19 protein-coding genes and 2 rRNA genes (1 of these 21 running past the window's edge) are annotated in these 20,544 nt (G+C 59.4%); 10 read left to right on the plus strand and 11 right to left on the minus strand.

Translation table 11 applies throughout. The features are described from left to right. The 3 genes from KYK33_RS04185 to KYK33_RS04195 all read left to right on the plus strand — a co-directional run. A 23S ribosomal RNA gene (locus KYK33_RS04185) occupies positions 1 to 1,401 on the plus strand (it extends 1,489 nt beyond the left edge of the window). Positions 1,402 to 1,523: 122 nt separating this feature from the next. After that, a 5S ribosomal RNA gene (gene rrf / locus KYK33_RS04190) occupies positions 1,524 to 1,638 on the plus strand. 559 nt (positions 1,639 to 2,197) lie between these two features. Further along, a complete protein-coding gene (locus KYK33_RS04195; RefSeq protein WP_224432112.1) occupies positions 2,198 to 2,827 on the plus strand; it encodes a LysE family translocator in 630 nt (209 codons plus the stop codon). 134 nt (positions 2,828 to 2,961) lie between these two features. Here the strand turns inward: KYK33_RS04195 and fis are convergent, their stop codons facing one another. Together fis and dusB are read right to left on the minus strand one after the other, a co-directional pair. After that, positions 2,962 to 3,258: a DNA-binding transcriptional regulator Fis gene (fis, locus tag KYK33_RS04200; protein WP_005309538.1), complete on the minus strand. Its 297-nt coding sequence runs from the start codon at positions 3,256 to 3,258 to the stop codon at positions 2,962 to 2,964. 25 nt (positions 3,259 to 3,283) lie between these two features. Beyond that, positions 3,284 to 4,249, minus strand: coding sequence for a tRNA dihydrouridine synthase DusB (gene dusB, locus KYK33_RS04205; RefSeq protein ID WP_224432113.1), 966 nt, complete (start codon positions 4,247 to 4,249; stop codon positions 3,284 to 3,286). A gap of 349 nt (positions 4,250 to 4,598) precedes the next feature. Between dusB and KYK33_RS04210 the strand changes: the two genes are divergently transcribed. The 4 genes from KYK33_RS04210 (at position 4,599) to KYK33_RS04225 (ending at position 9,388) form a co-directional block, all read left to right on the plus strand. Then, the gene (locus KYK33_RS04210; protein WP_224432941.1) at positions 4,599 to 5,957 is read left to right on the plus strand and encodes a TolC family protein; all 1,359 of its coding nucleotides are present in this window, start codon (positions 4,599 to 4,601) and stop codon (positions 5,955 to 5,957) included. 136 nt (positions 5,958 to 6,093) lie between these two features. Further along, positions 6,094 to 7,098 (plus strand): HlyD family secretion protein, encoded by a 1,005-nt coding sequence (locus KYK33_RS04215; protein ID WP_224432114.1) that lies wholly within the window; start codon positions 6,094 to 6,096, stop codon positions 7,096 to 7,098. After that, on the plus strand, positions 7,098 to 8,240 hold the full coding sequence (locus KYK33_RS04220) for an ABC transporter permease (RefSeq protein ID WP_224432115.1): 1,143 nt from the start codon (positions 7,098 to 7,100) through the stop codon (positions 8,238 to 8,240). Before KYK33_RS04215 ends, KYK33_RS04220 begins: the two co-directional genes overlap by 1 nt. Continuing rightward, positions 8,234 to 9,388 carry an ABC transporter permease gene (locus KYK33_RS04225; protein ID WP_224432116.1) on the plus strand — a complete coding sequence of 385 codons (1,155 nt, stop codon included), beginning with the start codon at positions 8,234 to 8,236 and terminating at the stop codon, positions 9,386 to 9,388. Before KYK33_RS04220 ends, KYK33_RS04225 begins: the two co-directional genes overlap by 7 nt. Positions 9,389 to 9,437: 49 nt before the next feature. Here the strand turns inward: KYK33_RS04225 and KYK33_RS04230 are convergent, their stop codons facing one another. The 3 genes from KYK33_RS04230 to KYK33_RS04240 all read right to left on the minus strand — a co-directional run bounded on the left by KYK33_RS04230 (position 9,438) and on the right by KYK33_RS04240 (position 11,768). Then, the gene (locus KYK33_RS04230) at positions 9,438 to 10,073 is read right to left on the minus strand and encodes an SDR family oxidoreductase (protein WP_224432117.1); all 636 of its coding nucleotides are present in this window, start codon (positions 10,071 to 10,073) and stop codon (positions 9,438 to 9,440) included. A 112-nt stretch (positions 10,074 to 10,185) separates the two neighbouring features. After that, complete coding sequence (locus KYK33_RS04235) at positions 10,186 to 11,040, minus strand: DnaA ATPase domain-containing protein (protein WP_042041258.1); 855 nt, start codon at positions 11,038 to 11,040, stop codon at positions 10,186 to 10,188. A 53-nt stretch (positions 11,041 to 11,093) separates the two neighbouring features. After that, positions 11,094 to 11,768: a DnaT-like ssDNA-binding domain-containing protein gene (locus KYK33_RS04240; RefSeq protein WP_224432118.1), complete on the minus strand. Its 675-nt coding sequence runs from the start codon at positions 11,766 to 11,768 to the stop codon at positions 11,094 to 11,096. Positions 11,769 to 11,990: 222 nt separating this feature from the next. Between KYK33_RS04240 and KYK33_RS04245 the strand changes: the two genes are divergently transcribed. Then, positions 11,991 to 12,962: a response regulator gene (locus KYK33_RS04245; RefSeq protein WP_224432119.1), complete on the plus strand. Its 972-nt coding sequence runs from the start codon at positions 11,991 to 11,993 to the stop codon at positions 12,960 to 12,962. Between the two features lie 74 nt (positions 12,963 to 13,036). Here the strand turns inward: KYK33_RS04245 and KYK33_RS04250 are convergent, their stop codons facing one another. From KYK33_RS04250 to KYK33_RS04260, 3 genes are all read right to left on the minus strand, one after another. Next, positions 13,037 to 14,437 carry a peptide MFS transporter gene (locus KYK33_RS04250; protein ID WP_224432120.1) on the minus strand — a complete coding sequence of 467 codons (1,401 nt, stop codon included), beginning with the start codon at positions 14,435 to 14,437 and terminating at the stop codon, positions 13,037 to 13,039. 213 nt (positions 14,438 to 14,650) lie between these two features. Beyond that, positions 14,651 to 15,562, minus strand: a complete 912-nt coding sequence (gene galU / locus KYK33_RS04255) for a UTP--glucose-1-phosphate uridylyltransferase GalU (protein ID WP_224432121.1) — start codon at positions 15,560 to 15,562, stop codon at positions 14,651 to 14,653. Positions 15,563 to 15,655: 93 nt separating this feature from the next. Next, on the minus strand, positions 15,656 to 15,973 hold the full coding sequence (locus tag KYK33_RS04260; protein WP_224432122.1) for a ComEA family DNA-binding protein: 318 nt from the start codon (positions 15,971 to 15,973) through the stop codon (positions 15,656 to 15,658). Positions 15,974 to 16,166: 193 nt separating this feature from the next. Between KYK33_RS04260 and cysQ the strand changes: the two genes are divergently transcribed. Next, a complete protein-coding gene (gene cysQ / locus KYK33_RS04265) occupies positions 16,167 to 16,922 on the plus strand; it encodes a 3'(2'),5'-bisphosphate nucleotidase CysQ (RefSeq protein ID WP_224432123.1) in 756 nt (251 codons plus the stop codon). A gap of 116 nt (positions 16,923 to 17,038) precedes the next feature. Here cysQ and KYK33_RS04270 read toward each other — a convergent pair whose 3' ends face one another. The 3 genes from KYK33_RS04270 to KYK33_RS04280 form a co-directional block, all read right to left on the minus strand. Next, positions 17,039 to 17,335, minus strand: coding sequence for a YciI family protein (locus KYK33_RS04270; RefSeq protein ID WP_042041266.1), 297 nt, complete (start codon positions 17,333 to 17,335; stop codon positions 17,039 to 17,041). Positions 17,336 to 17,359: 24 nt separating this feature from the next. Beyond that, positions 17,360 to 17,923, minus strand: a complete 564-nt coding sequence (locus KYK33_RS04275; RefSeq protein ID WP_042041268.1) for a septation protein A — start codon at positions 17,921 to 17,923, stop codon at positions 17,360 to 17,362. A gap of 95 nt (positions 17,924 to 18,018) precedes the next feature. Further along, a complete protein-coding gene (locus KYK33_RS04280) occupies positions 18,019 to 19,530 on the minus strand; it encodes a pyridoxal-dependent decarboxylase (protein ID WP_224432942.1) in 1,512 nt (503 codons plus the stop codon). 235 nt (positions 19,531 to 19,765) lie between these two features. On the opposite strand from KYK33_RS04280, the gene trhA reads away from it, so the two are divergent. Continuing rightward, a complete protein-coding gene (gene trhA, locus KYK33_RS04285) occupies positions 19,766 to 20,398 on the plus strand; it encodes a PAQR family membrane homeostasis protein TrhA (RefSeq protein WP_224432124.1) in 633 nt (210 codons plus the stop codon). Positions 20,399 to 20,544: the final 146 nt, after the last annotated feature.

Genomic DNA, 20,544 nt, shown 5'->3' on the forward strand with positions numbered 1-20,544 from the left:
GATGCAACGCTGAGACACGAGACGAAGCCACTACGGTGGTGAAGCCATTGATGCCATGCTTCCAGGAAAAGCCTCTAAGCTTCAGATTACAAGTCATCGTACCCCAAACCGACACAGGTGGTCGGGTAGAGAATACCAAGGCGCTTGAGAGAACTCGGGTGAAGGAACTAGGCAAAATAGAACCGTAACTTCGGGAGAAGGTTCGCTCTTGACAGTGAAGTCCCTTGCGGATGGAGCAGTTGGGAGTCGCAGTGACCAGATGGCTGGGACTGTTTATCAAAAACACAGCACTCTGCAAACACGAAAGTGGACGTATAGGGTGTGACACCTGCCCGGTGCCGGAAGGTTAATTGATGGGGTTAGCGCAAGCGAAGCTCTTGATCGAAGCCCCGGTAAACGGCGGCCGTAACTATAACGGTCCTAAGGTAGCGAAATTCCTTGTCGGGTAAGTTCCGACCTGCACGAATGGTGTAACCATGGCCATGCTGTCTCCACCCGAGACTCAGTGAAATCGAATTCGCCGTGAAGATGCGGTGTACCCGCGGCTAGACGGAAAGACCCCGTGAACCTTTACTACAGCTTGGCACTGAACATTGAACCTACATGTGTAGGATAGGTGGGAGGCTTTGAAGCGATGACGCTAGTTGTCGTGGAGCCGTCCTTGAAATACCACCCTTGTATGTTTGATGTTCTAACGCAGGGCCCTGAATCGGGCTCGCGGACAGTGCCTGGTGGGTAGTTTGACTGGGGCGGTCTCCTCCCAAAGAGTAACGGAGGAGCACGAAGGTTGGCTAATCCTGGTCGGACATCAGGAGGTTAGTGCAATGGCATAAGCCAGCTTAACTGCGAGACGGACAGGTCGAGCAGGTACGAAAGTAGGTCATAGTGATCCGGTGGTTCTGAATGGAAGGGCCATCGCTCAACGGATAAAAGGTACTCCGGGGATAACAGGCTGATACCGCCCAAGAGTTCATATCGACGGCGGTGTTTGGCACCTCGATGTCGGCTCATCACATCCTGGGGCTGAAGTCGGTCCCAAGGGTATGGCTGTTCGCCATTTAAAGTGGTACGCGAGCTGGGTTCAGAACGTCGTGAGACAGTTCGGTCCCTATCTGCCGTGGGCGTTGGATGATTGAAGGGAGTTGCTCCTAGTACGAGAGGACCGGAGTGAACGAACCTCTGGTGTTCGGGTTGTCACGCCAGTGGCACTGCCCGGTAGCTAAGTTCGGAATCGATAACCGCTGAAAGCATCTAAGCGGGAAGCGAGCCCTGAGATGAGTCATCCCTGACCCCTTGAGGGTCCTAAAGGGCCGTTGGAGACCACAACGTTGATAGGTGGGGTGTGTAAGCGCGGCGACGTGTTGAGCTAACCCATACTAATTACCCGTGAGGCTTAACCATACAACACCCAAGAAGTGTTCTGAGACTTGTAGCAAGTGCGAGACTACTTACCTAATTCAGTGATAGTGACAAGCCAAGCGCAACATCATTACTCACGTCAGCTTTCCGGATGAAGTTTTTTGCCTGGCGGCCATAGCGCCGTGGACCCACCTGATCCCATGCCGAACTCAGAAGTGAAACGCGGTAGCGCCGATGGTAGTGTGGCATTCGCCATGCGAGAGTAGGACACTGCCAGGCTCCTAATTACGGTCACAGCGATGTGATTGGCCACAAATGCAGAGGCATTTGACTGGTAGCAAGACCCTGAAAGCCCGCTCTCACGAGCGGGCTTTTTTCATGCCTGAAATGTGCTGTGCCAGCACATCGGCGCACCCATTCAGCGGGATGGCAGGTGCTTGCCAGCGGGTCTGCCGAGCCAGACTGCCATGCTGAGCTAACCGATGGGAGCTAGGCTTATTCACCTGACCCGCCACACGGCAGCAGCATCTCCACCCCCCCTCTTCCAGCCGCATATCGATGTGAAAACCGAGATGATTGGCTAAATCGCCATTGCAGCAGGGCGCCCCTCTCGCAGTCTCTATTCCCCATGCCAAAGGAACACGACCGTTTAGCATCGGGTAGGGTGAGCGTCTCTATTTTCCTTTGGGAGAGATGCAGTGGAGAAGGGGGGTAATGCACAGTGACTCGCCTCCTATCCGGTCGTTATCACCGGCATTGATAGTCGTTATAGCCTGGGTGAGGGATGACAATCGCTCTGGCCCCCTTAGACTATCCCTTTCCACGGGAGGACGCGTTCATGTTAGGGATCCATGATTTGGCATTGTTTATCGTATCTGGCCTGCTGCTCAATATCATGCCGGGACCTGACTCCTTGCTGGTCATGTTGCGCAGTGGCTCCCAGGGATGGCGAGCAGGCTCGATGGCGGCGCTTGGAATTGGAACTGGCACCATGGTGCACGTATTGGCGGCGGCATTAGGTCTATCGGCCTTGCTGAGTGCCTCTGCCAGCCTGTTCAGCGTCATCAAGCTGCTGGGGGCGCTCTACCTCATTTATCTGGGCATTGGCTTGCTGTGCGCACGACCTGGCGCCCCCTTGGATAACGGAGCGCTCAAGTTGGCTCCTTTGCCTTATGGCCGCCTCTTCTGGCAAGGATTTCTGACCAATCTTCTCAATCCTAAGGTGGCGCTGTTCTTTCTGGCGTTCGTGCCGCAGTTCATTGCCCCGGATGCTCCCCAGAAGGCGCTGGCGTTCATCTTACTCGGTTGCATCTTCAATCTGAACGGGATGATCTGGTGCCATCTACTGGCGCTGTCGACCGCATTTGCCAGTAGCAAGCTGAGGTTACCTGTCAGGTTGAGCCAATGGCTCCATCGGGTGATGGGGGGGCTTTTTGTCGCGCTGGGGATACGGTTGGCGACGGAATAGGAGGGATGGAAGGGTGCATAAACGGGCGGTCATGTACGCTGTATCACACAGCGCAGATCGCTTGTCTGTGCAATAGAAAAAGGCGCACTCCATCGCTGGAATGCGCCTTGTCCTGCACAGACATGATCGAAGGATCAGTTCATGCCGTAACGTTTGAGTTTTTTGCGCAGGGTACCGCGGTTGATCCCCATCATCACGGCGGCGCGAGTCTGGTTACCACGGGTGTACTGCATGATCACGTCCAGCATGGGAGCTTCGACTTCGGAGAGGACCATATCATACAGATCAATCACTTCCTGACCGTTCAACTGGGCCAGGTAGTTACGCAGGGCCTGTTGCACAGAGTCACGCAGGGGGCGCTGGGTGGGCTCGGCGGCATGATTGTGAGTAGTTGTTACCAATGCATCAGAAGTCAGGGTTTGTTCGAACATATTCGGTCGGCTCTTTAGTTATGCGTTAACCTAATCCATCGAAATACACTTCAAGTGCGCTTAGCTGTGCATCTGCACAATCCAACGCATTGAAGTGCTTACGGAATTCTCGGCCCGTCTCTTCTTCATCCAGATACCAACCCACGTGTTTACGGGCAATGCGCGCTCCCAGAAAGGCACCGTAAAACTGATGCAGATTGGTTACATGCTCGTTCATCAGGGTGCGAACCTCATCCCTTCCGGGAGGTGGCAGCTTGGTTCCTGTCTCAAGAAAATGACGGATTTCCCGGAAAATCCACGGTCGTCCTTGCGCTGCACGGCCGATCATCACGGCGTCGACGCCGGTATAGTCGAGGACATACCGGGCCTTCTCCGGGCTGTCTATGTCGCCATTGGCGACAACAGGAATCGATACGGCCTGCTTAATCGCCCTGATAGTGTCGTACTCGGCTTCGCCCTTGTAGAGGCAGGAGCGAGTGCGACCATGCACGGCAAGGGCCGCGATACCGCAATCTTCGGCGATTCGGGCGATCTCCTCGCCATTGCGGTTATCCGGATCCCATCCTGTGCGGATCTTCAAGGTGACAGGCACTTCCACTGCATCGACCACGGCCCGGCAGATAGTTCTGACCAGATCGGGTTGGCGCAGCAGGGCGGAACCTGCCAACTTCTTATTCACTTTTTTTGCTGGACACCCCATGTTGATGTCGACGATCTGAGCGCCCTGCTCCACGTTGTAGCGGGCGGCAAACGCCATCATCTCCGGGTCGGCTCCAGCAATCTGGACCGATCGCAGTCCCGCTTCGGCAGAGTGGTCCATCCGCATCCTGGTCTTCTGGGTATCCCAGACGTCCGGATTGGCCAGCAGCATCTCGGAAACGGCCATGCCAGCTCCCAATCGCAAGCAAAGCTCACGAAATGGTCGGTCTGTTACACCGGCCATGGGGGCCACAATCAAGGGAGTTTCAAGCGTGTGGGGACCTATCTGCATTCCACGGTTACCATCGGCTTAGGGCGGCGTATATTACGCATTTTTTAGTCAGGATAAAAGGTTAGTATTTGAGCGTCAGGCATTTTTTTATGAAAAAAACGGCCAGCGAGCCCTTGCAAATTCTGGAGTGCTTGAAAATCGGGCAAATTGTGATGGGGGCTGCCGTCAGCTTGGGTGAAGGGATACAATCGAATTACCCGTGACCAGATCCCCGGGCTTTGCGTTATGATAATTGCCCTGCGTTGAGTAAAAACTCCAAACATTTTTATTATAAACAGCACGACCAACAGATTGGGGAAGTATGAGATCACGCGTTATCTGCCAGCTGGCATCCTGTCTGTTATGGCTCATGCTGACGCCGGCCCAGGCGCAGTCACTCAGCTTTAGCCAGGCCTGGAGCACGGTGTTGCAGCAAGACGAGGGGTTGGCCGCAGAGCAAGCCGGTGTCGACCGTGCCAAGCAGCTACGGGAAGCGGCCAAGGCCATGTATCTGCCCAAGGTGGACCTTGGGGCAAGCTACACCCATCTCGACAAACCGGTCGAGCTGGACATGCTGGATCTCAATCCCATTGCCAATCATCCCGAGTTTGGTCAGATCCTGGGGCCCGTCATGCAGGCATTGCAGCTCGGTGCCAGCGATTTTGTCACCCCTCTCACCAAGCAGAACGTGGTGACCAGCTCGGTCAAGATGCTGTGGCCGCTGTTCGTCGGTGGGCGCATCGATGCCGCTCAGGATATCCGCCAGGCTCAGGTGCTGGAGGCTCAGGAGCAACTGGTGCTCAAACAGCAGGCCAGTTTCGAGAGCCTCTCCCAGACTTATTTCGGCGTGGTGCTGGCGGCGCAGGTGGTGCAGACCAAGCAGGAGATCGAACAGGGATTGGCCCATCACCTCGATCATGCCCGCAAGCTGGAGGCGCAGGGCCAGATAGCCAAGGTGGAACGGCTCTCGGCTCAGTCGGCCTATGACAGGGCGCGTATCGATACCCAGAAGTATCGCCGTAGCCTGGAGATCGCCGAACTGGCCCTGGCCAGGATGCTCAAACTCAAGGGGGCCGAGCCCGACAATCCTCTGTTTATCAATACCAAGATGCCACCGATGGATGCCTTGGTGCAGGAGACCCTGACGGTGCACCCCGGGCTCAAGCTGCTGGCGGCGAAGAAGCAGCAGGCTCAGGGGCTCATCAAGCTGGAGAAGGGCAAGTACGCCCCCGAGCTGTTCCTGTTTGGTAATTACAACCTCTATGAAGATGACTCCATCACCTCCAGCCTGACCCCGGACTGGCTGGTCGGGGTCGGCGTCAGCATGCCGCTGGTGAGCCGGGATGGCCGCTCCGAGACCGTGCAGGCGGCCAAGAGTGCCGAGTTGCAGGTCAATCTGCTCCAAGCCAAGACCCGCGAGGATCTGGAGCTGCTGGTCGAGAAGACCTGGCGCGAAGCGGCCCAGGGGATGGAGGAGTATCAGGCCCTCGACTCGACCCAGCAATTGGCACAGGAGAATGTCTCCCTGCGCGACAAGGCATTCGCCCAGGGGCTCTCCACCTCGCTGGATGTGGTGGATGCCCGCAATCAGCTGGCCGGGGTAAAGACTCAGCGCGCCGCAGCGGCTTACCAGTATGTGGTATCGCTGGCGCGGCTGTTGGCGCTCTCCGGCCAGATGAACAGCTTCAATCAATACCAGTATGCCCAGGCCACCGAGGTGCGCTCATGAAGCACCTGCCTTGCAATGCAGGTGCACCGGCTTGCCGTTTCAATGAGCGCCCTCACTCCCTGGAGGCCACGGCGCCTGCCTTGTCCATTGTCCGTTTCTGTGTCGGCCGCACTGGCCCCGTTATCGAGGTATCAGCATGAGTCACTCCCCCATACGGCAGAAGATGCGCCAAGGTCGGCCGTTGTTGTTGCTCCTGGCGTTGGCATTGCTGGTTATCTGGCTTGGCTGGCGCTTCTGGCTGGCCTATCAGCCTGAACCGGTGCGGTTGCAGGGGCAGATAGAAGCGCAGCAGTATGCGGTCTCCTCCAAGGTGGCCGGGCGAATCGATCAGGTGCTGGTGAAAAAGGGGGATAAGCTGGACAAGGATCAGCTGGTGTTCACCCTGGCTAGCCCTGAAATAGAGGCCAAGTTGAGCCAGGCCAAGGCGGGCGAGGCGGCGGCCGGAGCCCTGGCGCAAGAGGCCGAAAATGGCGCTCGTGCCCAGCAGATAGCGGCCGCCAAGGACCAATGGCAGCAAGCCAAGGTGGCGGCCACCCTGCGGGGAACAACCTATCAGCGGGTCGCCAACTTGCACAGGGATGGCGTCATGCCGTTGCAAAAACGCGATGAGGCCTGGACTGCCTGGCAGGCGGCCAAGTACAGCGAAGGCATGGCCTGGCAGCAGTATCAACTAGCCCTGGAAGGGGCGCGAGCCGAAACCAAGCTGGCGGCGCGGGAGAAGGTCAAGATGGCGGCGGGCTCCGTGGCCGAAGTGGAGGCCTATCTGGCCGATACCCGCATCACCAGCCCCCATGCCGGTGAGGTTGCCCAGGTGCTGCTGCAAAGCGGCGAGCTGGCTCCTCAGGGCTTCCCCGTGGTGACCCTGCTCGATATGCAGGATGCCTGGGCCCAGTTCCATGTGCGCGAAGATCTGCTGCCCCGCTTCCAGGTCGGCAGCGAGTTCGATGCCAGTATTCCCGGTCTGGGCGATCAGTCGGTGCGCTTCAAGGTGACCCATGTCGCCGTGATGGGGGACTTTGCTACCTGGCGTGCGACTGATACCCGTCAGGGGTTTGATATGAAGAGCTTCCAGGTCGAAGCCCGGCCGCTGCAGCCCGTAGATGGGTTGAGAGTCGGCATGAGCGTCCTGGTTCAACTCTGATGAGAGAGGAGCTGCGCCAGCTCTGGCGTGATCCGTTTGGCCGGGCTCTGGCCAGCTGGCTGCCCCTGCTGTTGATGGGACTGCTGTGCTGGATCTTTTCCGCCGGTCTGGCACGGGATCTCAACATAGGCCTGGTGGATCTGGACAAGAGTCAGCTCTCCCGCCAGCTCGCCTTCTCTCTGGACGGCTCCTCGGGTCTCAAGCTGGGGGCCGAGTTTGATTCTGTCAGCGAGGGCAGTCGCGCCCTGCGTGGGGGAGATATCTACGCCCTGGTGGTGATCCCTCACCATCTGGAGCGGGATGCCCGTGAGGGTATCCAGCCCCAGGTGACCGTCTTCAACAATGGCCAGTTCATCCTGATTGCCAAACTGGTCAATTCGGCACTGGCCCAGGTCGTTGGCACCCTCAATGGCCAGGTCGGGGTACTGAATGCCCTGGCTGAGGGGCAGGCACTGCCGGGGGCCATGGGCCAGGCGCTGCCCATCAACAATCAGATCACGGCGCTCTATAACCTCAACTCCAGTTATGCCCAGTTCCTGCTCAGCGCCTTGTTGCCTGCGGTCTGGCAGATATTGGTGGTGCTCTATGGCTTGAATTCCCTGGCCCGAGCCGACAGGTTGGGCCAGAGATGGCACGCTGAAGGGGTCTGGCAGGGCCTGTGGCGCAAGCTGGCCCCGAATCTGCTCATCGGGTGGGGCTGGGGGCTGGGATGGAGCCTGATGCTGTTCAAGGTGCTGGCTTATCCCATGCAGGGCAGTTGGCTTGTGTTGACTCTTGGATTGGGTCTCACCACAGCCGCCTGCCTCAGCGTGGGCGCCTTGCTCTATGCCCTGCTAAGGGATGCGGCGAGGGCACTCTCCATGGCGGGGGCCCTGACGGCCCCCGGTTTTGCCTTCATGGGGGTCACCTTTCCGACCAGCGCCATGGGCAGTTTCGCCGAAGGGTGGCGCAGCCTGCTGCCAGTCTCCCACTATATCGAGTTGCAGGTGGGTCAGGCCAACTATGGTCAGTCTCTGGCTCAAGCCTTGCCCCAACTGGCGCCGCTGCTCCTGTTCATGCCACTGTTCTGGGTAGTGGCACGCCGCTATCGGACCGACGCCCTTTCCCCGTCCCCCCATGGGAAGGAGCCTGGTCCATGTTAGGTTTTTGGGATCTGGTACGTCTCGAGCTGCGTACCCTGCTATCGGACCGGGCCATCATGCTGACCCTGTTTGGTGGCGTGCTCTTCTACTCCTTCCTCTATCCCCAACCCTATTTGCAGCAACTGCCTCGGGAAGAGCCGGTGGTGGTGATCAACGAGGATGGCAGCCAGCTCTCGCGCCAGCTTGAGTTTATGGCCGATGCGACGGCCCAGGTTCGCTTGGTCGCTCGGGTGAGCAGTCTGGATGAGGCGCGTCAGTGGCTCATGGACGGTCGGGCCAGCGGTATACTGCTGATCCCCCGCCACTTCTATCGGGACCTGTTGCAGGGCAAGAGCGTGACCTTAAGCTATAGCGGTGACGCCTCCTACTTCCTGGTGTACGGCACCATCGCCGAAGGGCTGGCACAGGCGAGCGGCACGCTCGCGGCCCAGATCAAGGTGGCGCGTCTGCTGGTCGAGGGGCAGGCACTGCCCCAGGCGGCCACGGGCTGGAGTGCGGTGGGGCTCAACGTGCTGCCCGTATTCAACCCGACCATGGGGTATGTGAACTATGTGGTGCCAGCGGTGTTCGTGCTGATCCTGCATCAGGTGTTGCTGATGGGGGCCGGCATCCTGGGGGCCACCCAGAATCAGCAAAGCGAGCGGGGAGAGGCGGGTTATTGGCAAAGGGCGCCGGTGCTGCCCCTGTTACTGGCGCGGACTCTGGTGCTGGGGGGGCTCTTTCTGATCCCTGTCAGCTACTTCTTCGGTTTCTGTCTGGATCACTACCAGATAACCCGCAGCGCTTCACCGGCGGCGCTCTGGTTGTTTGTGCTGCCCTTCGTGCTGGCGACCACCATGCTGGGCGTGCTGTTGGGGGCCCTGTTGTCCAGGCGGGATCTGCCGAGCCAGATAGTGTTGCTCTCATCTCTGCCCCTGGTGTTTCTGGCGGGCTTCATCTGGCCGGTGGAGTTGATCCCGGCACCGCTGAATTGGTTGGCCCAGTGGCTGCCGAGCACCCCGGCCATCGCCGGTTTCCTGCGACTCAACCAGATGGGGGCCGACTTTGTGCAGGTGGCGCCACTGTGGTGGCAGCTCTGGGGGCTGACGGCGCTCTATGGCGCACTCTCCTATTACTGGCTGGCCCGGCGTCAGCGGCCAAGAGCCTGAACGGCAAGGGCCAGCACTGAGGCTGACCCTTGTTGAGTGGTGGGGACAGTCAACCCCGCTGGAGACCGGGGTCGCTGATGGCGTAGATCTGGCCGGCGGCCGTGCTGTCGGCGAGCAGGCTCAGCCCTTGAATGGCGACATCATGGCGTCGTACCAGGCCGTGGGTCTCCTGACCTTGACTCAATCGTGCCTGACCGGTTGGTTCGCCATCCTGCAAGCCAGCAGGGCGCAATATGGTCCAGGTCAGGGTGCTGGTCTGCAACCAGCTTTCGGCCAGACTCTTGAGGCGGACCTCGTGGCCGAAGGGCGCCCTGGCGCGCTCGGGGAGATGCTGCCAGCTGTCGCCGCACCCAAGGGAGGTGACCAGCAGCAGACGCTTGAGCCCAGCCTCTTCCATCCCATCGATCAGATGGCGATTGCCCTCATAATCCACCGGCTCCGGGCTGCGAAAGCTGCCGAGGGTTGAGACGACCCAGCTATCCTTCCCCGCCAATGCGCAGGCATGGCTCACCGCCTCTTTATCGAGCGCATCCCCCAACAGCACATCGACCCCGATCGCATTCAACGCCTCGGCCGCTTGGGATGAACGCACCATGGCATGGACCTTATGCCCCTGGGCCCTGGCCACGTTTGCGAAGGCAAGTCCCAGCCCCCGGCTGGCTCCGAAGATAAGAATGGTGGGCATGACCCTCTCCTGTTTGCGAAAAGGTTAGCCTAAGGGTTCATGATGGAGGTGTAAATGAGAGCTGTTATTATTTGAGGGGTGGCAGAGCGGGCCACCGGGGCCCGCAGGGTGTTTAGCCGTTGTAGTGGCCGATACTGGGGCGACGGCTCGGACCACTGAGCTGAATATCCACCGGATTGAATGCCTTGATCGCCTCGAAGCTGAAGTCGCCAATGGCCTGATGCAGACTCTGGGGGCTGTGGTTGGTGATGATGATGACGCTCTTGGAGAGGTTGCGGCGCCGGCGCAGCAGGTGGCCGAGGAAGCTGGACTGGCTCTCCGCCATCTTGGCCCTGTTGGCGGCCACCTCGTCGAGGATCAGCAGATCAACTTCTTCCAGGGCACGGCGATACTGGTTGCGCTCCTCCTGATCCTGGATGACGTTGAAGAAGAGCCTGTCCACCACCGAGGCCCACTGCTGGAAGATCACCGATTTCTGGTGCTGCTCGATCAGTTCGTGTGCCACGGCCCCGGCCAGGGTCGACTTGCCGGTGCCATAGTCACCATAGATGAGCATGCAACCGCCACCGCTCTTCTCCCAATGCTCGAAGCCGCTGATGAAGTAGCGTGCGGTCTCCATGGGGTATTGCAGGCTGGGATCCCCGCTATCCATGCGCTCGAAGACCCATTCCGGATTGAGGTCGGCCTGGGCGATCAGTTTCTGAATGCGCTCCTGACGGGCCGTTTTCTGCAGCTGGCGCACCTCGGCATTGGCCTTGGCGTCGTACTCTTTACGCAGGGTTTCGTAGTCGTACTGGCCGCCGCCGGTCTCGGCCTGCAGCTTGCGGATCCGCTCGAGCAGACCGCCCACATGACGGCTCAATTCTGGGTCATGGACTCGGTTGTCCTGTTTGGCCTTGGCGATACGTTGCCGCTTGGCTTCGATCTCGGCCAGCTCCTGGCGCAGGGGATCCTGTTCATCTGCCATCTTGATATGCTCCTGGTGCCGGGGTGGCGATCATTGTTCGGGTTGGGGCTAGCTCAATCATGCTCGCTCTCTTGCTGCTCGGCCAGCCGTTTGGCCTGCTCTATCATCTCCTGGGCGCGTTTGCTCGGGCCGGAAGAGACGGGATCTGCGCTCACCTGCTGGTAGCCTTGTACCTCGGTTTGCGAGCGACGCACATAGCGACGGGTCTTGAGGGCCCGGATGAATTTGAGCATCCACTGGTGCTGGGAGTCAAAAACCTCGGGACGCCCCAGCCAGTAAGCGATGAACTCGCCGAGATCCTCCTCGCTGTAGCTGGCATCTATGACGCCACAGAGGCGCGCCAGCGCGGGCAGCTCCTCGTCCGGACGCCAGTGCAGGTGCATCTGGAAGGGCCGTTCAGGCAAGGGGCTGCGGCTGCGTTGGTTCAGCAGGGGCAGAGTAAAGGTGCACTGGTGATAGTGCTCACTCTCCACCGGGCTCTCTATATGCAGCAAGCCTGCCTCGATCAGCTCGTCAAACAGGGCGGTGAGCTGGCGGGCATTGACCTGATAACTGAAGCCGCTGGCATCCATGGGATCGACCACCGCCAAGGTGCGTCCCAGTTTAGGATAACTGAGCCGGGGGGGCTGGTTCTCCATGATCAGTCGCCGCAACTGCAGACTGTAGAGGCTGCGAGCCGGATGAGACAATCTGGGATGGGCGAGGGCGCTGTATTCGGCTGGAGTCATGGCGTTCTTCGCTAGCTAGGATGGCGCCATTATCCCCCATGGGCTGGCTGGGCACAATTAAGGGCTGATCCTGGGCGCATTCTGATTGGCGGCTGCGAATAACCCGTCTCTAGACAGGGATTAATAATCATGCGTATTTTTGCGGGGTCACCCCGTCCGCGGGGGGCGGCTGTGGTCTAGGATTAGGCTCTAATCGGCATGAACCACAAGAGTTGTAGCAAGATGTTAAGAGCCGGAATCAGGATCCTGGTGGTGGAGGACGAAGCTGTCTTTCGCCACATGTTGGTGAATTATCTAGAGAATGAAGGAGCTTGCGTGTTCCAGGCCGAGGATGGCATCGAGGGATTGTCCGGGGCTGCCCTCTATCATCCCGATATAGTGCTGTGCGATCTGGGCATGCCTAATCTGGACGGTCATGAGGTGATTGCCTGCCTGGTGGCGCGTTACCCCCAGATCCCCATCATCGTCATCTCGGGCCAGAACCGGATGGAAGAGGTCGGCCGTGCCCTGCGCGGTGGCGCCCGGGATTTTCTGCTCAAGCCCATTCGTGACTGGCCCCAGGTGGCGCAGAGCATCAATCAGTGCCTGTCGGCCCCAGATCTCTCCAGCCCGCAGCTGGAATTGGTCGAACACCTCCATTACTTTCGCCACCATGACGGTGCGGCAACTCGCTTGCTTGGCAATCTATCGACCCCGGTCTTGCAGGAGTGGGGCCCCTGGCAGGTCACGTTCGAGGGGATGGGCAACCTCTTCATCCCGGATACGTTCAGGGTGGATAACCGTCTCCTGGTGCTGGTGATGGAACTGCCGGTGCTGGCTGCGGATGCCGCCTTCTGCGGCGCCTTGGTGCGCTCACTGCTCAATGTGCCCTATCGCGAGTATCAACAGAGGGAGAGCCAGCTACTGGCTCAGCCCCACCGATTGCTGGCCTATCTCAATTGGCAGTTGATGGAGTCTGGCCTGCGTCACTCCTTCTCGATGGCCGCTCTGCTGTTTGACGAAGAAGAGGGCCTCAGCTTTGCCAATGCCGGCATCACTTCCCCCCACTGGCTGATGCGTAGCGGCGGGCTTCCCCTTGGTCTGATGCGGGATGGCCACTACCGGCTTCATAAACGGAGTTGGCACGATCCCTTCGAACTGCAGATCCGCAGTGACACGGGTTGTGCCCTGCATATGCAGGTGCGCCACCACTAGCCTCTCGCCACCCAATCCATAAAAAGAGGGCACCCAATGGGTGCCCTCTTTGTCATGACGGTCGCTATGGGCAATCAGACGGTCGCTGAGTGCAGTTTCTTGTCATCTTGCTCATCAGGTGCCTCGGCATGGCCTTCGGCCCCGTGCATCCAGTAGACCAGGCGGTTGGCCATGGTCAGCAGCAGCAGAGCACTGAGCACGGCGGCGGCGGCGATACCACCGAAGATGGCAATGGCACCGGACTCGCCCACGAAGGAGCCAATGAAGCCGGCGGCATAGTTGGCCAGGGCAACAAAGCCGAACCAGGCACCCATCATCAGGGAGGCCAGGCGCAGGGGAGCCAGCTTGGTCACCATGGAGAGGCCGATGGGGGAGAGGCAGAGCTCACCCAGGGTGTGGAACAGGTAAGCGCCGACCAGCCAGAACATGGAGGTCTTGACGCTCTGATCGCCACCTTGCTCCAGCACGGCACCGATCATGAACAGGAAACCTATGGCAAGGAACAGCAGGCCCATGGCGAATTTCACCGGGGAGTTTGGCTCTTTCTTGCCAAGCTTGATCCAGATGGCGGCAACCAGGGGGGCCAGGGTGATGATGAAGAAGGGGTTCAGGGACTGGAACCAGGCCGTCGGCACCTCGAAGCTGCCGATCATGCGGTCGGTATACTCCTGGGTGTAGAGGTTCATCAGACCGCCGGCTTGTTCGAAGCCAGCCCAGAAGATGATGGTGAACAGACCCAGAATGAGGATGACCTTGATGCGATCCACTTCCTGCTTGGTCAGGGGAGCCTTCTGGTTTTTGGAGCGCTTGGCGGCAGCCAGCTTGGCCGCAGGGACCCGGCCAATGTCGCCGAGGAAGTTCTGCGCCATGGTCGCTTGCAGCACCAGGGAGAGCAGCATGCCGATGCCGGCGCCGACGAAGGCGGCCTGCCAGCCATAGGCGGTGGCAGCAGCCCCACAGATCACCCCGGCCAGCAGGGAGCCCAGGTTGATGCCCATGTAGAAGATGGTGAAGGCACCGTCACGACGGTGATCGCCTTCCTGATAGAGATCGCCCACCATGGTGGAGATGTTCGGTTTGAACAGGCCATTGCCCACGATCAGCAGGGCGAGGCCCGCGTAGAAGACGCTATTGACCATGTCCGGGAACATGGCATGGGGCAGGGCCAGGGTGAATTGCCCCGCGGCCATCAGGATGGCACCGATCAGGATGGAGCGGCGTTGTCCGAGTACAGTGTCGGCCAGCCAGCCACCGATGAGCGGCGTGATATAGACCAGACCCGTGTAGATGCCGTAGAGCTTGAGGGCATCGGCCTGGCTCCAGCCCATGCCGCCGTTGGCGGTCAGGTCGGTCAGATAGAGCACCAGTACAGCACGCATGCCGTAGTAGGAGAACCGCTCCCACAGTTCGGTACTAAAGAGCAAAAAGAGCCCTTTAGGGTGACCTAAAAAGGTCCCTTTTGACGGATTATTCATGGAACTTCCACCTGTATCTTTTATTTTTTTAGGAATTTTATGCAAGGGCTCGGAACAAGCCTTAAACCTTATAAAACAAGCGTGATTGAATTACAAGGTCATGATTTGGTAGTTAATTGTTTGCTCAAAGCTGAATATTTGTTGATGAAATGAAAACGGGGCATCAAATGATGCCCCGTTTAATATTCTGTTTAATGGCGAAAAATTCAGCGTTTACAACTGTTTGGCAAACTGAGCCAGCCACTGTCTGAATTCTGCGCCGAGCTCGCCATGGCGGGCTGCGTACTCGACATTGGCCTTCATATAACCGAGCTTGCTGCCGCAATCATGGCTTCTGCCCTTCATGGAGTAAGCGTTGACCTGCTCGCGCTCCATCAGCATGGCGATGGCGTCGGTCAGCTGGATCTCGTCGCCGGCACCGGCGGGCGTCTTCTCCAGCAGCGGCCAGATGTTGGCCGACAGCACATAACGACCCACCACCGCCAGGTTGGAGGGGGCCTCGTCCCGGGGCGGTTTCTCGACGATGGCCTGCATCGGCAGGGACATGCCCGCGGTCAGCTCCTCCCCTTTGACGTCGGCGATGCCGTATTTGTCGACCTCGCTCTGGGGCACGGTCTCGACCATGATCTGGCTGATCTGGTCTGCCTCAAACAGATGCACCATCTCGGCCAGGTTATCTTGCTTGAGATCGCTGGCCATCTCGTCGATCAGCACGTCCGGCAGCAGCACGGCAAAGGGGTTGTCGCCGATCAGCGGACGGGCGCAGAGCACCGCATGGCCCAGCCCTTTGGCTTCTCCCTGGCGGACATGCATGATGGTCACGTCCTTGGGACAAATTTGCTGCACCTCTTCCAGCAGTTGGCGCTTGACCCGCTTCTCCAGGGTCGCTTCCAGCTCGAAACTCTTGTCGAAATGGTTCTCGATAGAGTTCTTGCTGGAGTGGGTGACCAGGATGATCTCCTTGATCCCGGCGGCGATGGCTTCACGTACCACATACTGGATCAGGGGTTTGTCGACCACTGGCAACATCTCTTTCGGGATGGCCTTGGTGGCGGGCAACATGCGGGTACCCAGGCCAGCAACGGGTAGCACGGCCTTGCGAACAATGAGCGGTGTCTTTTTCATGGAGATATATCCGGTGAGACAAAGTGGGCACATGATACCCGAAGAAAAATGGGGCAGCCACTGGCTGCCCCGGGACATGAGTCCGCTCCTGTCTTACTTGACGATGATCAGATCCCGATTGGCCTCCAGCGTCGCCGGGCCAATGCCACTCACGTCGGCCAGCTGATCCACAGAGTTGAATTTCCCCTGCTTCTCGCGGTAGTCGATGATGGATTGCGCCTTCTTGTCGCCAATGCCCTTGAGGGCGGTCAGCTCGTCCAGGCTGGCCGTATTGAGGTTGATCTTGCCCGCCTGGTTGACGGCGTTGCTGGTGACGGCTTGGGTTGCGGTTTTCTCTGCCGCCAGTGCGGGTTGGCCGAGTAACGGCAGGGTGGCCAATAGCACGGCACAGGTGAGTATGAGACGTTTCATCGACTCTCTTCCTTGAGCAAGGACGCGGGTTGCGCCGTCTTGATGTTTAGCTCAGCGGTGGCCGTTTCTGTCTGTCAGAAATGACAGGGGAAGGCTGCCATTTCTGACAGGGAATAACTCATGATAAACGGCTATAAGCTGGCGGTTCTGATTCGGGTAGACTGAGCTATCTTTTTGACTTGGAAGCTATTTTATGTCCTTTCCCCCAATTGCCGCACTCGAAGCCATCGCCCGGGCCGCAGGCGATGCCATACTGGCCATCTACCAGCAAGCCTTCACCGTGGAGTACAAAGCCGACGAGAGCCCGCTGACGGCGGCAGACAGGGGGGCCCATGACGTGATAGTGGCCGGTTTGGCGCGTCTGACCCCCCATATCCCCGTGTTGTCCGAGGAGTCCGGGGAGGAGGTGTTGCAGGCCAGGCTAGGTTGGCAACGCTATTGGCTGGTGGATCCCCTGGATGGCACCAAGGAGTTTGTCTCCCGCAACGGTGAATTTACCGTCAACATAGCGCTTGTCGAAGAGGGCCGTCCGGTCTGGGGCATGGTCTATGCTCCCGTGCTGAACAAGCTGTGGTATGGCGGCAAGGGGCTGGGGGCATGTTGCAGCGAGGGGGGCGTCAGTCGCTCTATCCAGACCCGGCCTCACCAGGAGGGAACCCCCTGGCGCGTGGTGGGCAGTCGCAATCACCTCTCTCAGGAGACCCTCGATTTTCTGGCCCCCCTTGGGGAGATAGCGCTGGTTTCCATGGGCAGCTCCCTCAAGTTTTGCGTCATCGCCGAGGGCGGAGCCGAGCTCTACCCCAGACTGGCGCCGACCTGTGAATGGGACACCGGCGCCGCTCAGGCGATCCTGGAAGGGGCGGGGGGCAGTGTCACCCAGCTCGATGGCGCCCCCCTCGTATACAGCAAGCCGGATATCCTCAATCCCTGGTTTGTGGCGCGAGCCTGAGGCACCGTTCTGGCAAGCAGTGAATGGGCGGGGGATGTCTGGCTGCCAGCCTTCCCTCAAAAAACAGGCCGGACAATGTCCGGCCTGTTGGTTGGTGCTGAGCTGCCCGTGTTCCCTTAGAACACCTTCTTGAATGGCTTGATGGTGACCTTGTCATAGACGCCGGCGGCGACATAGGGGTCAGCATCTGCCCATGCCCGGGCATCGGCCAGGCTGTTGAACTCGGCGATGACGGTCGAGCCGCTGAAGCCCGCATCGGCCGGATCCTCGGCATCGATGGCGGGATTGGGCCCCGCAGTCAGCAGGCGCCCTTCATCCTGCAGCGCCTGCAGCCGGGCGAGATGGGCGGGGCGAGCCTGTTTGCGCAGGGCCAGGCTGGCGGCCACATCTTCGGAGTAGATCAGATACCACATGAGAGGATCCTTTTCGGGTTGCGGTTATTTTTTCTGTTCGAGTTTTTGGGCCTCTTTCTGCTCCGCCGGCATATGGCGGTAAAGATAGACGCCGGAGAGCAGGGTGAAGACCAGGGTCAGGCCGAGCAGGCCGAACACCTTGAAGTTGACCCAGACCTCCTGAGGCAGATTGAAGGCGACATAGAGATTGAGCAGGCCGCAGAGGGCGAAGAAACCGGCCCAGGCCAGGTTGACCCTGTCCCAAATGGGATCAGGTGCCTGCAACTCCTTGCCCAGCATCTGCTTGATCAGGTTCTTGCCAAAGCCGTAGCGCGCGATAAGCAGGGCGAGGGCAAACAGGGCATTGATGACGGTCACCTTCCACTTGATGAAGGAGTCATCATGGAAGAAGACGGTCAGACCGCCGAAGAAACCGACCAGGATAAAGGTGAACAGCTGCATCTTCTCGACCTTGCGATAGCGAAGCCAGCCATAGAGCAGCTGCAGACCCGTGACCACCACCAGGGCGCCGGTTGCGGCATAGATGTCCACCATCTTGTAGACGGCAAAGAAAACGATAAGCGGAATAAATTCAAAAAATTGCTTCATGCTGGCTCATTCACCTCGAAATTTCATCCAGTCTACCTGTCCGACAGACAACGGCAAATGAATAAGACCCGCCCCGGGGGCCTGAGTTCCCTTGCTTATGCATCGACGAACAGCTCGGCGGCGACCCTCAACCCTAATCGGGTCTGATCTGCCAGCAAGTCGCGGATGTCAGACTCCTCAATCTGAGGATTGAGCAGCACGGCGCGCAGCAGTACCAGGGGTTGATCGTCGTAGCGGCTCAGTGCGCGCTGGGTGCGGGAGACGAAGCTGTGCCCCTCGGCGCGCTGGGCTTTTTGCAGCGCAATGTTGAAGGCATTGATCTGGTCGTTGGCCGCCTCGTCCAGGGGCTGACCCTGCAGGTGGGGCGGGATGCAGCGATAGGAGAGCAGGTTCATCACCGGCGCAGACATCAGCTCGAAGGCAGGATCCGCGTCTATCAGCGCCGCCATGCAGCGCGCCTTGTCATAGTTGGCTTCGATGAGGGTGCGATAGCCCGCCTCACCGAGCAGTTGAAAGGCGGCATCCAGATAGAGGGCATTGGCGGGACGGGTGCCTTCCAGGGTGAAGCGGCCCTGATCGAAGGAGCTGGCACGAATGGCGTAGGGGGCTTCGCGCTTGACCGCCATCACCAGATCCGGTCGCTTGCAGAGCAGCATGCCGGTACCAAGGGGGATCAGCAGCTGCTTGTGGCCATCCAGGGTGACGGTATCGGCGGCCTCTATGCCCGCCAGTAGCGACCGATAGCGAGGAGAGAAGAGTGTCGGACCGCCCCAGGCGGCATCCACGTGGAAATGCACCTCTTCCCGGCGGGCGATGGCGGCGAGTTCAACCAGGGGGTCGACGGAGCCAAAGTCGGTACTGCCCGCCACCCCTATGATGGCGAGCACCTTGAGGCGCTGGGCCTTGCACGCGAGCAAGGCGGCCTCCAGGGCGGGCAGGCTGAGGCGATTGTCGGCATCCGTGTCCAGGCGATGCACACTGGCCGCGCCCAGCCCCAGCAAGTCCATCCCCTTGTCGAAGGAGTAGTGCATAAGGCGTGAGCCAAGGATGACGGCACCGCGGTAACCCTGCTCGACCAGATTGAAGAGGTTATCGCCCACCGCATGGTTGCGGGCCAGCCAGAGGGCGGTGACGTTGGCGATGGTGCCGCCGCTGGTCATGACACCGAGGGCTGCGTCTTTGGCATGCATCTGGCTGCGATAAAACGCATCCTCATCCCGGTAGACGAGGCGGTGCAGCTTGGCCAGGACTTCCCGCTCGAGGAAACTCAGCAGTCGGGAGGACTCCATCTTCATCGGATTCTGGTTGAGCATCACCAGCAGCCGGGCCAGCTCGCCGGTGAAGGCGGGCAGAGGGGCCGTCATGTGGCCCATGTAGTGACGGGAGGCGAGATGGGAAGCGCCAGGCACCAGTTGTTCGAGCCGTGCCAGATAGGCCTGGGTATCCATGCCCTCGCCGGGCACAGTGGCATCATCGAGTTGCTGGCAAAACTGCTCATGCCTATAGGGCGCCTCGCTGTCATCGGCGCGGTGAAAGCGCTCCAGCAGGCGGGTCACGGCAGCGGCCAAGGCCGGGTCCGGTTTGGCAAAGAGTTCGGTCAACGTCATCGGGGTCTCCAGACCAGGCCGGCGGACCACGCCATCCGGGCGCATGGGCCAAGGGGTCGCGGCGGCATCAATACGGGTCATCACCAGAACCACTCAGGGGCAATGGGCTGGCGGCAGAGGATACACCAAAGGGGCGCGGCTGGCAGCCACTCCCTTTTTTCAGCTAACACTTGTACTCTTAAATCCTCTTGGGCTAGAGTGAAGCCTCTAATCATTGGTATCGAGAGTGGGTGCGATGGACTATTCCCCCCGTGAAGAGTGGGCGAATCGCTGGAGTCATGGCCTGGGGTTGGGGCTGGGGATAGTGGGCGGGATCTGCCTGTTGCTCAAGGGGTGGGATCAAGGGCCCCTGGCCCGGCTCAGTTATGGCCTCTACAGCGCCAGCCTGATATTGCTATTCCTCGCCTCCACCCTCTATCACAGCATGGGGGAGGGGCCCTGGCGGCGTTGGTGCAAGATCTTCGATCACTGCGCCATCTATCTGCTGATCGCCGGCACCTATACCCCCTTCCTGCTGGTCGCGCTCGATAGCCCTCTCGCCGATTGGCTGATGGCGGTGATCTGGCTGCTGGCTCTGTTCGGAGTGGTGTTCAAACTTATTTTTATCAATCGTTTCAAACGACTGTCCCTTGTCACCTATCTGATCCTGGGCTGGCTCTCTCTGCTGGTGGTCTACCAGCTCTACCTCAATCTGGCCGTTGGCGGCTTGGCATTGCTGGCGCTGGGTGGCCTCATCTACAGCCTGGGCGTCATCTTCTACGCCAACAAGCGGATACCCTACAACCATGCCATCTGGCACCTGTTTGTACTGGGGGGGAGCCTGTGCCACTTCGGGGCCATTTATGGCTACGTGGCCTCTCTACCCTGAGGCGATAGCGCGAGCACCATATCACGGGTATTTAATCTAACCCTTAATTGGTAATTTCTGCTCCGGGTTACGCCAGAATCGTGCGCCGCCACACAGTCATCCCCCTCCTTTGCTGACAAGCTAGGCCGAGTCAAATTCGGAACAAG

Origin of the sequence: Aeromonas rivuli (assembly GCF_020149575.1) — a bacterium.
Taxonomy (GTDB): Bacteria; Pseudomonadota; Gammaproteobacteria; order Enterobacterales; family Aeromonadaceae; genus Aeromonas; species Aeromonas rivuli.

Coding starts and splice junctions, on each gene's coding strand:
- KYK33_RS04195 (WP_224432112.1), top strand. CDS start 2,198: ATGTTAGGGATCCATGATTTGGCATTGTTTATCGTATCTGGCCTGCTG.
- fis (WP_005309538.1), bottom strand. CDS start 3,258: ATGTTCGAACAAACCCTGACTTCTGATGCATTGGTAACAACTACTCAC.
- dusB (WP_224432113.1), bottom strand. CDS start 4,249: ATGCAGATAGGTCCCCACACGCTTGAAACTCCCTTGATTGTGGCCCCC.
- KYK33_RS04210 (WP_224432941.1), top strand. CDS start 4,599: ATGCTGACGCCGGCCCAGGCGCAGTCACTCAGCTTTAGCCAGGCCTGG.
- KYK33_RS04215 (WP_224432114.1), top strand. CDS start 6,094: ATGAGTCACTCCCCCATACGGCAGAAGATGCGCCAAGGTCGGCCGTTG.
- KYK33_RS04220 (WP_224432115.1), top strand. CDS start 7,098: ATGAGAGAGGAGCTGCGCCAGCTCTGGCGTGATCCGTTTGGCCGGGCT.
- KYK33_RS04225 (WP_224432116.1), top strand. CDS start 8,234: ATGTTAGGTTTTTGGGATCTGGTACGTCTCGAGCTGCGTACCCTGCTA.
- KYK33_RS04230 (WP_224432117.1), bottom strand. CDS start 10,073: ATGCCCACCATTCTTATCTTCGGAGCCAGCCGGGGGCTGGGACTTGCC.
- KYK33_RS04235 (WP_042041258.1), bottom strand. CDS start 11,040: ATGGCAGATGAACAGGATCCCCTGCGCCAGGAGCTGGCCGAGATCGAA.
- KYK33_RS04240 (WP_224432118.1), bottom strand. CDS start 11,768: ATGACTCCAGCCGAATACAGCGCCCTCGCCCATCCCAGATTGTCTCAT.
- KYK33_RS04245 (WP_224432119.1), top strand. CDS start 11,991: ATGTTAAGAGCCGGAATCAGGATCCTGGTGGTGGAGGACGAAGCTGTC.
- KYK33_RS04250 (WP_224432120.1), bottom strand. CDS start 14,437: ATGAATAATCCGTCAAAAGGGACCTTTTTAGGTCACCCTAAAGGGCTC.
- galU (WP_224432121.1), bottom strand. CDS start 15,562: ATGAAAAAGACACCGCTCATTGTTCGCAAGGCCGTGCTACCCGTTGCT.
- KYK33_RS04260 (WP_224432122.1), bottom strand. CDS start 15,973: ATGAAACGTCTCATACTCACCTGTGCCGTGCTATTGGCCACCCTGCCG.
- cysQ (WP_224432123.1), top strand. CDS start 16,167: ATGTCCTTTCCCCCAATTGCCGCACTCGAAGCCATCGCCCGGGCCGCA.
- KYK33_RS04270 (WP_042041266.1), bottom strand. CDS start 17,335: ATGTGGTATCTGATCTACTCCGAAGATGTGGCCGCCAGCCTGGCCCTG.
- KYK33_RS04275 (WP_042041268.1), bottom strand. CDS start 17,923: ATGAAGCAATTTTTTGAATTTATTCCGCTTATCGTTTTCTTTGCCGTC.
- KYK33_RS04280 (WP_224432942.1), bottom strand. CDS start 19,530: ATGACGTTGACCGAACTCTTTGCCAAACCGGACCCGGCCTTGGCCGCT.
- trhA (WP_224432124.1), top strand. CDS start 19,766: ATGGACTATTCCCCCCGTGAAGAGTGGGCGAATCGCTGGAGTCATGGC.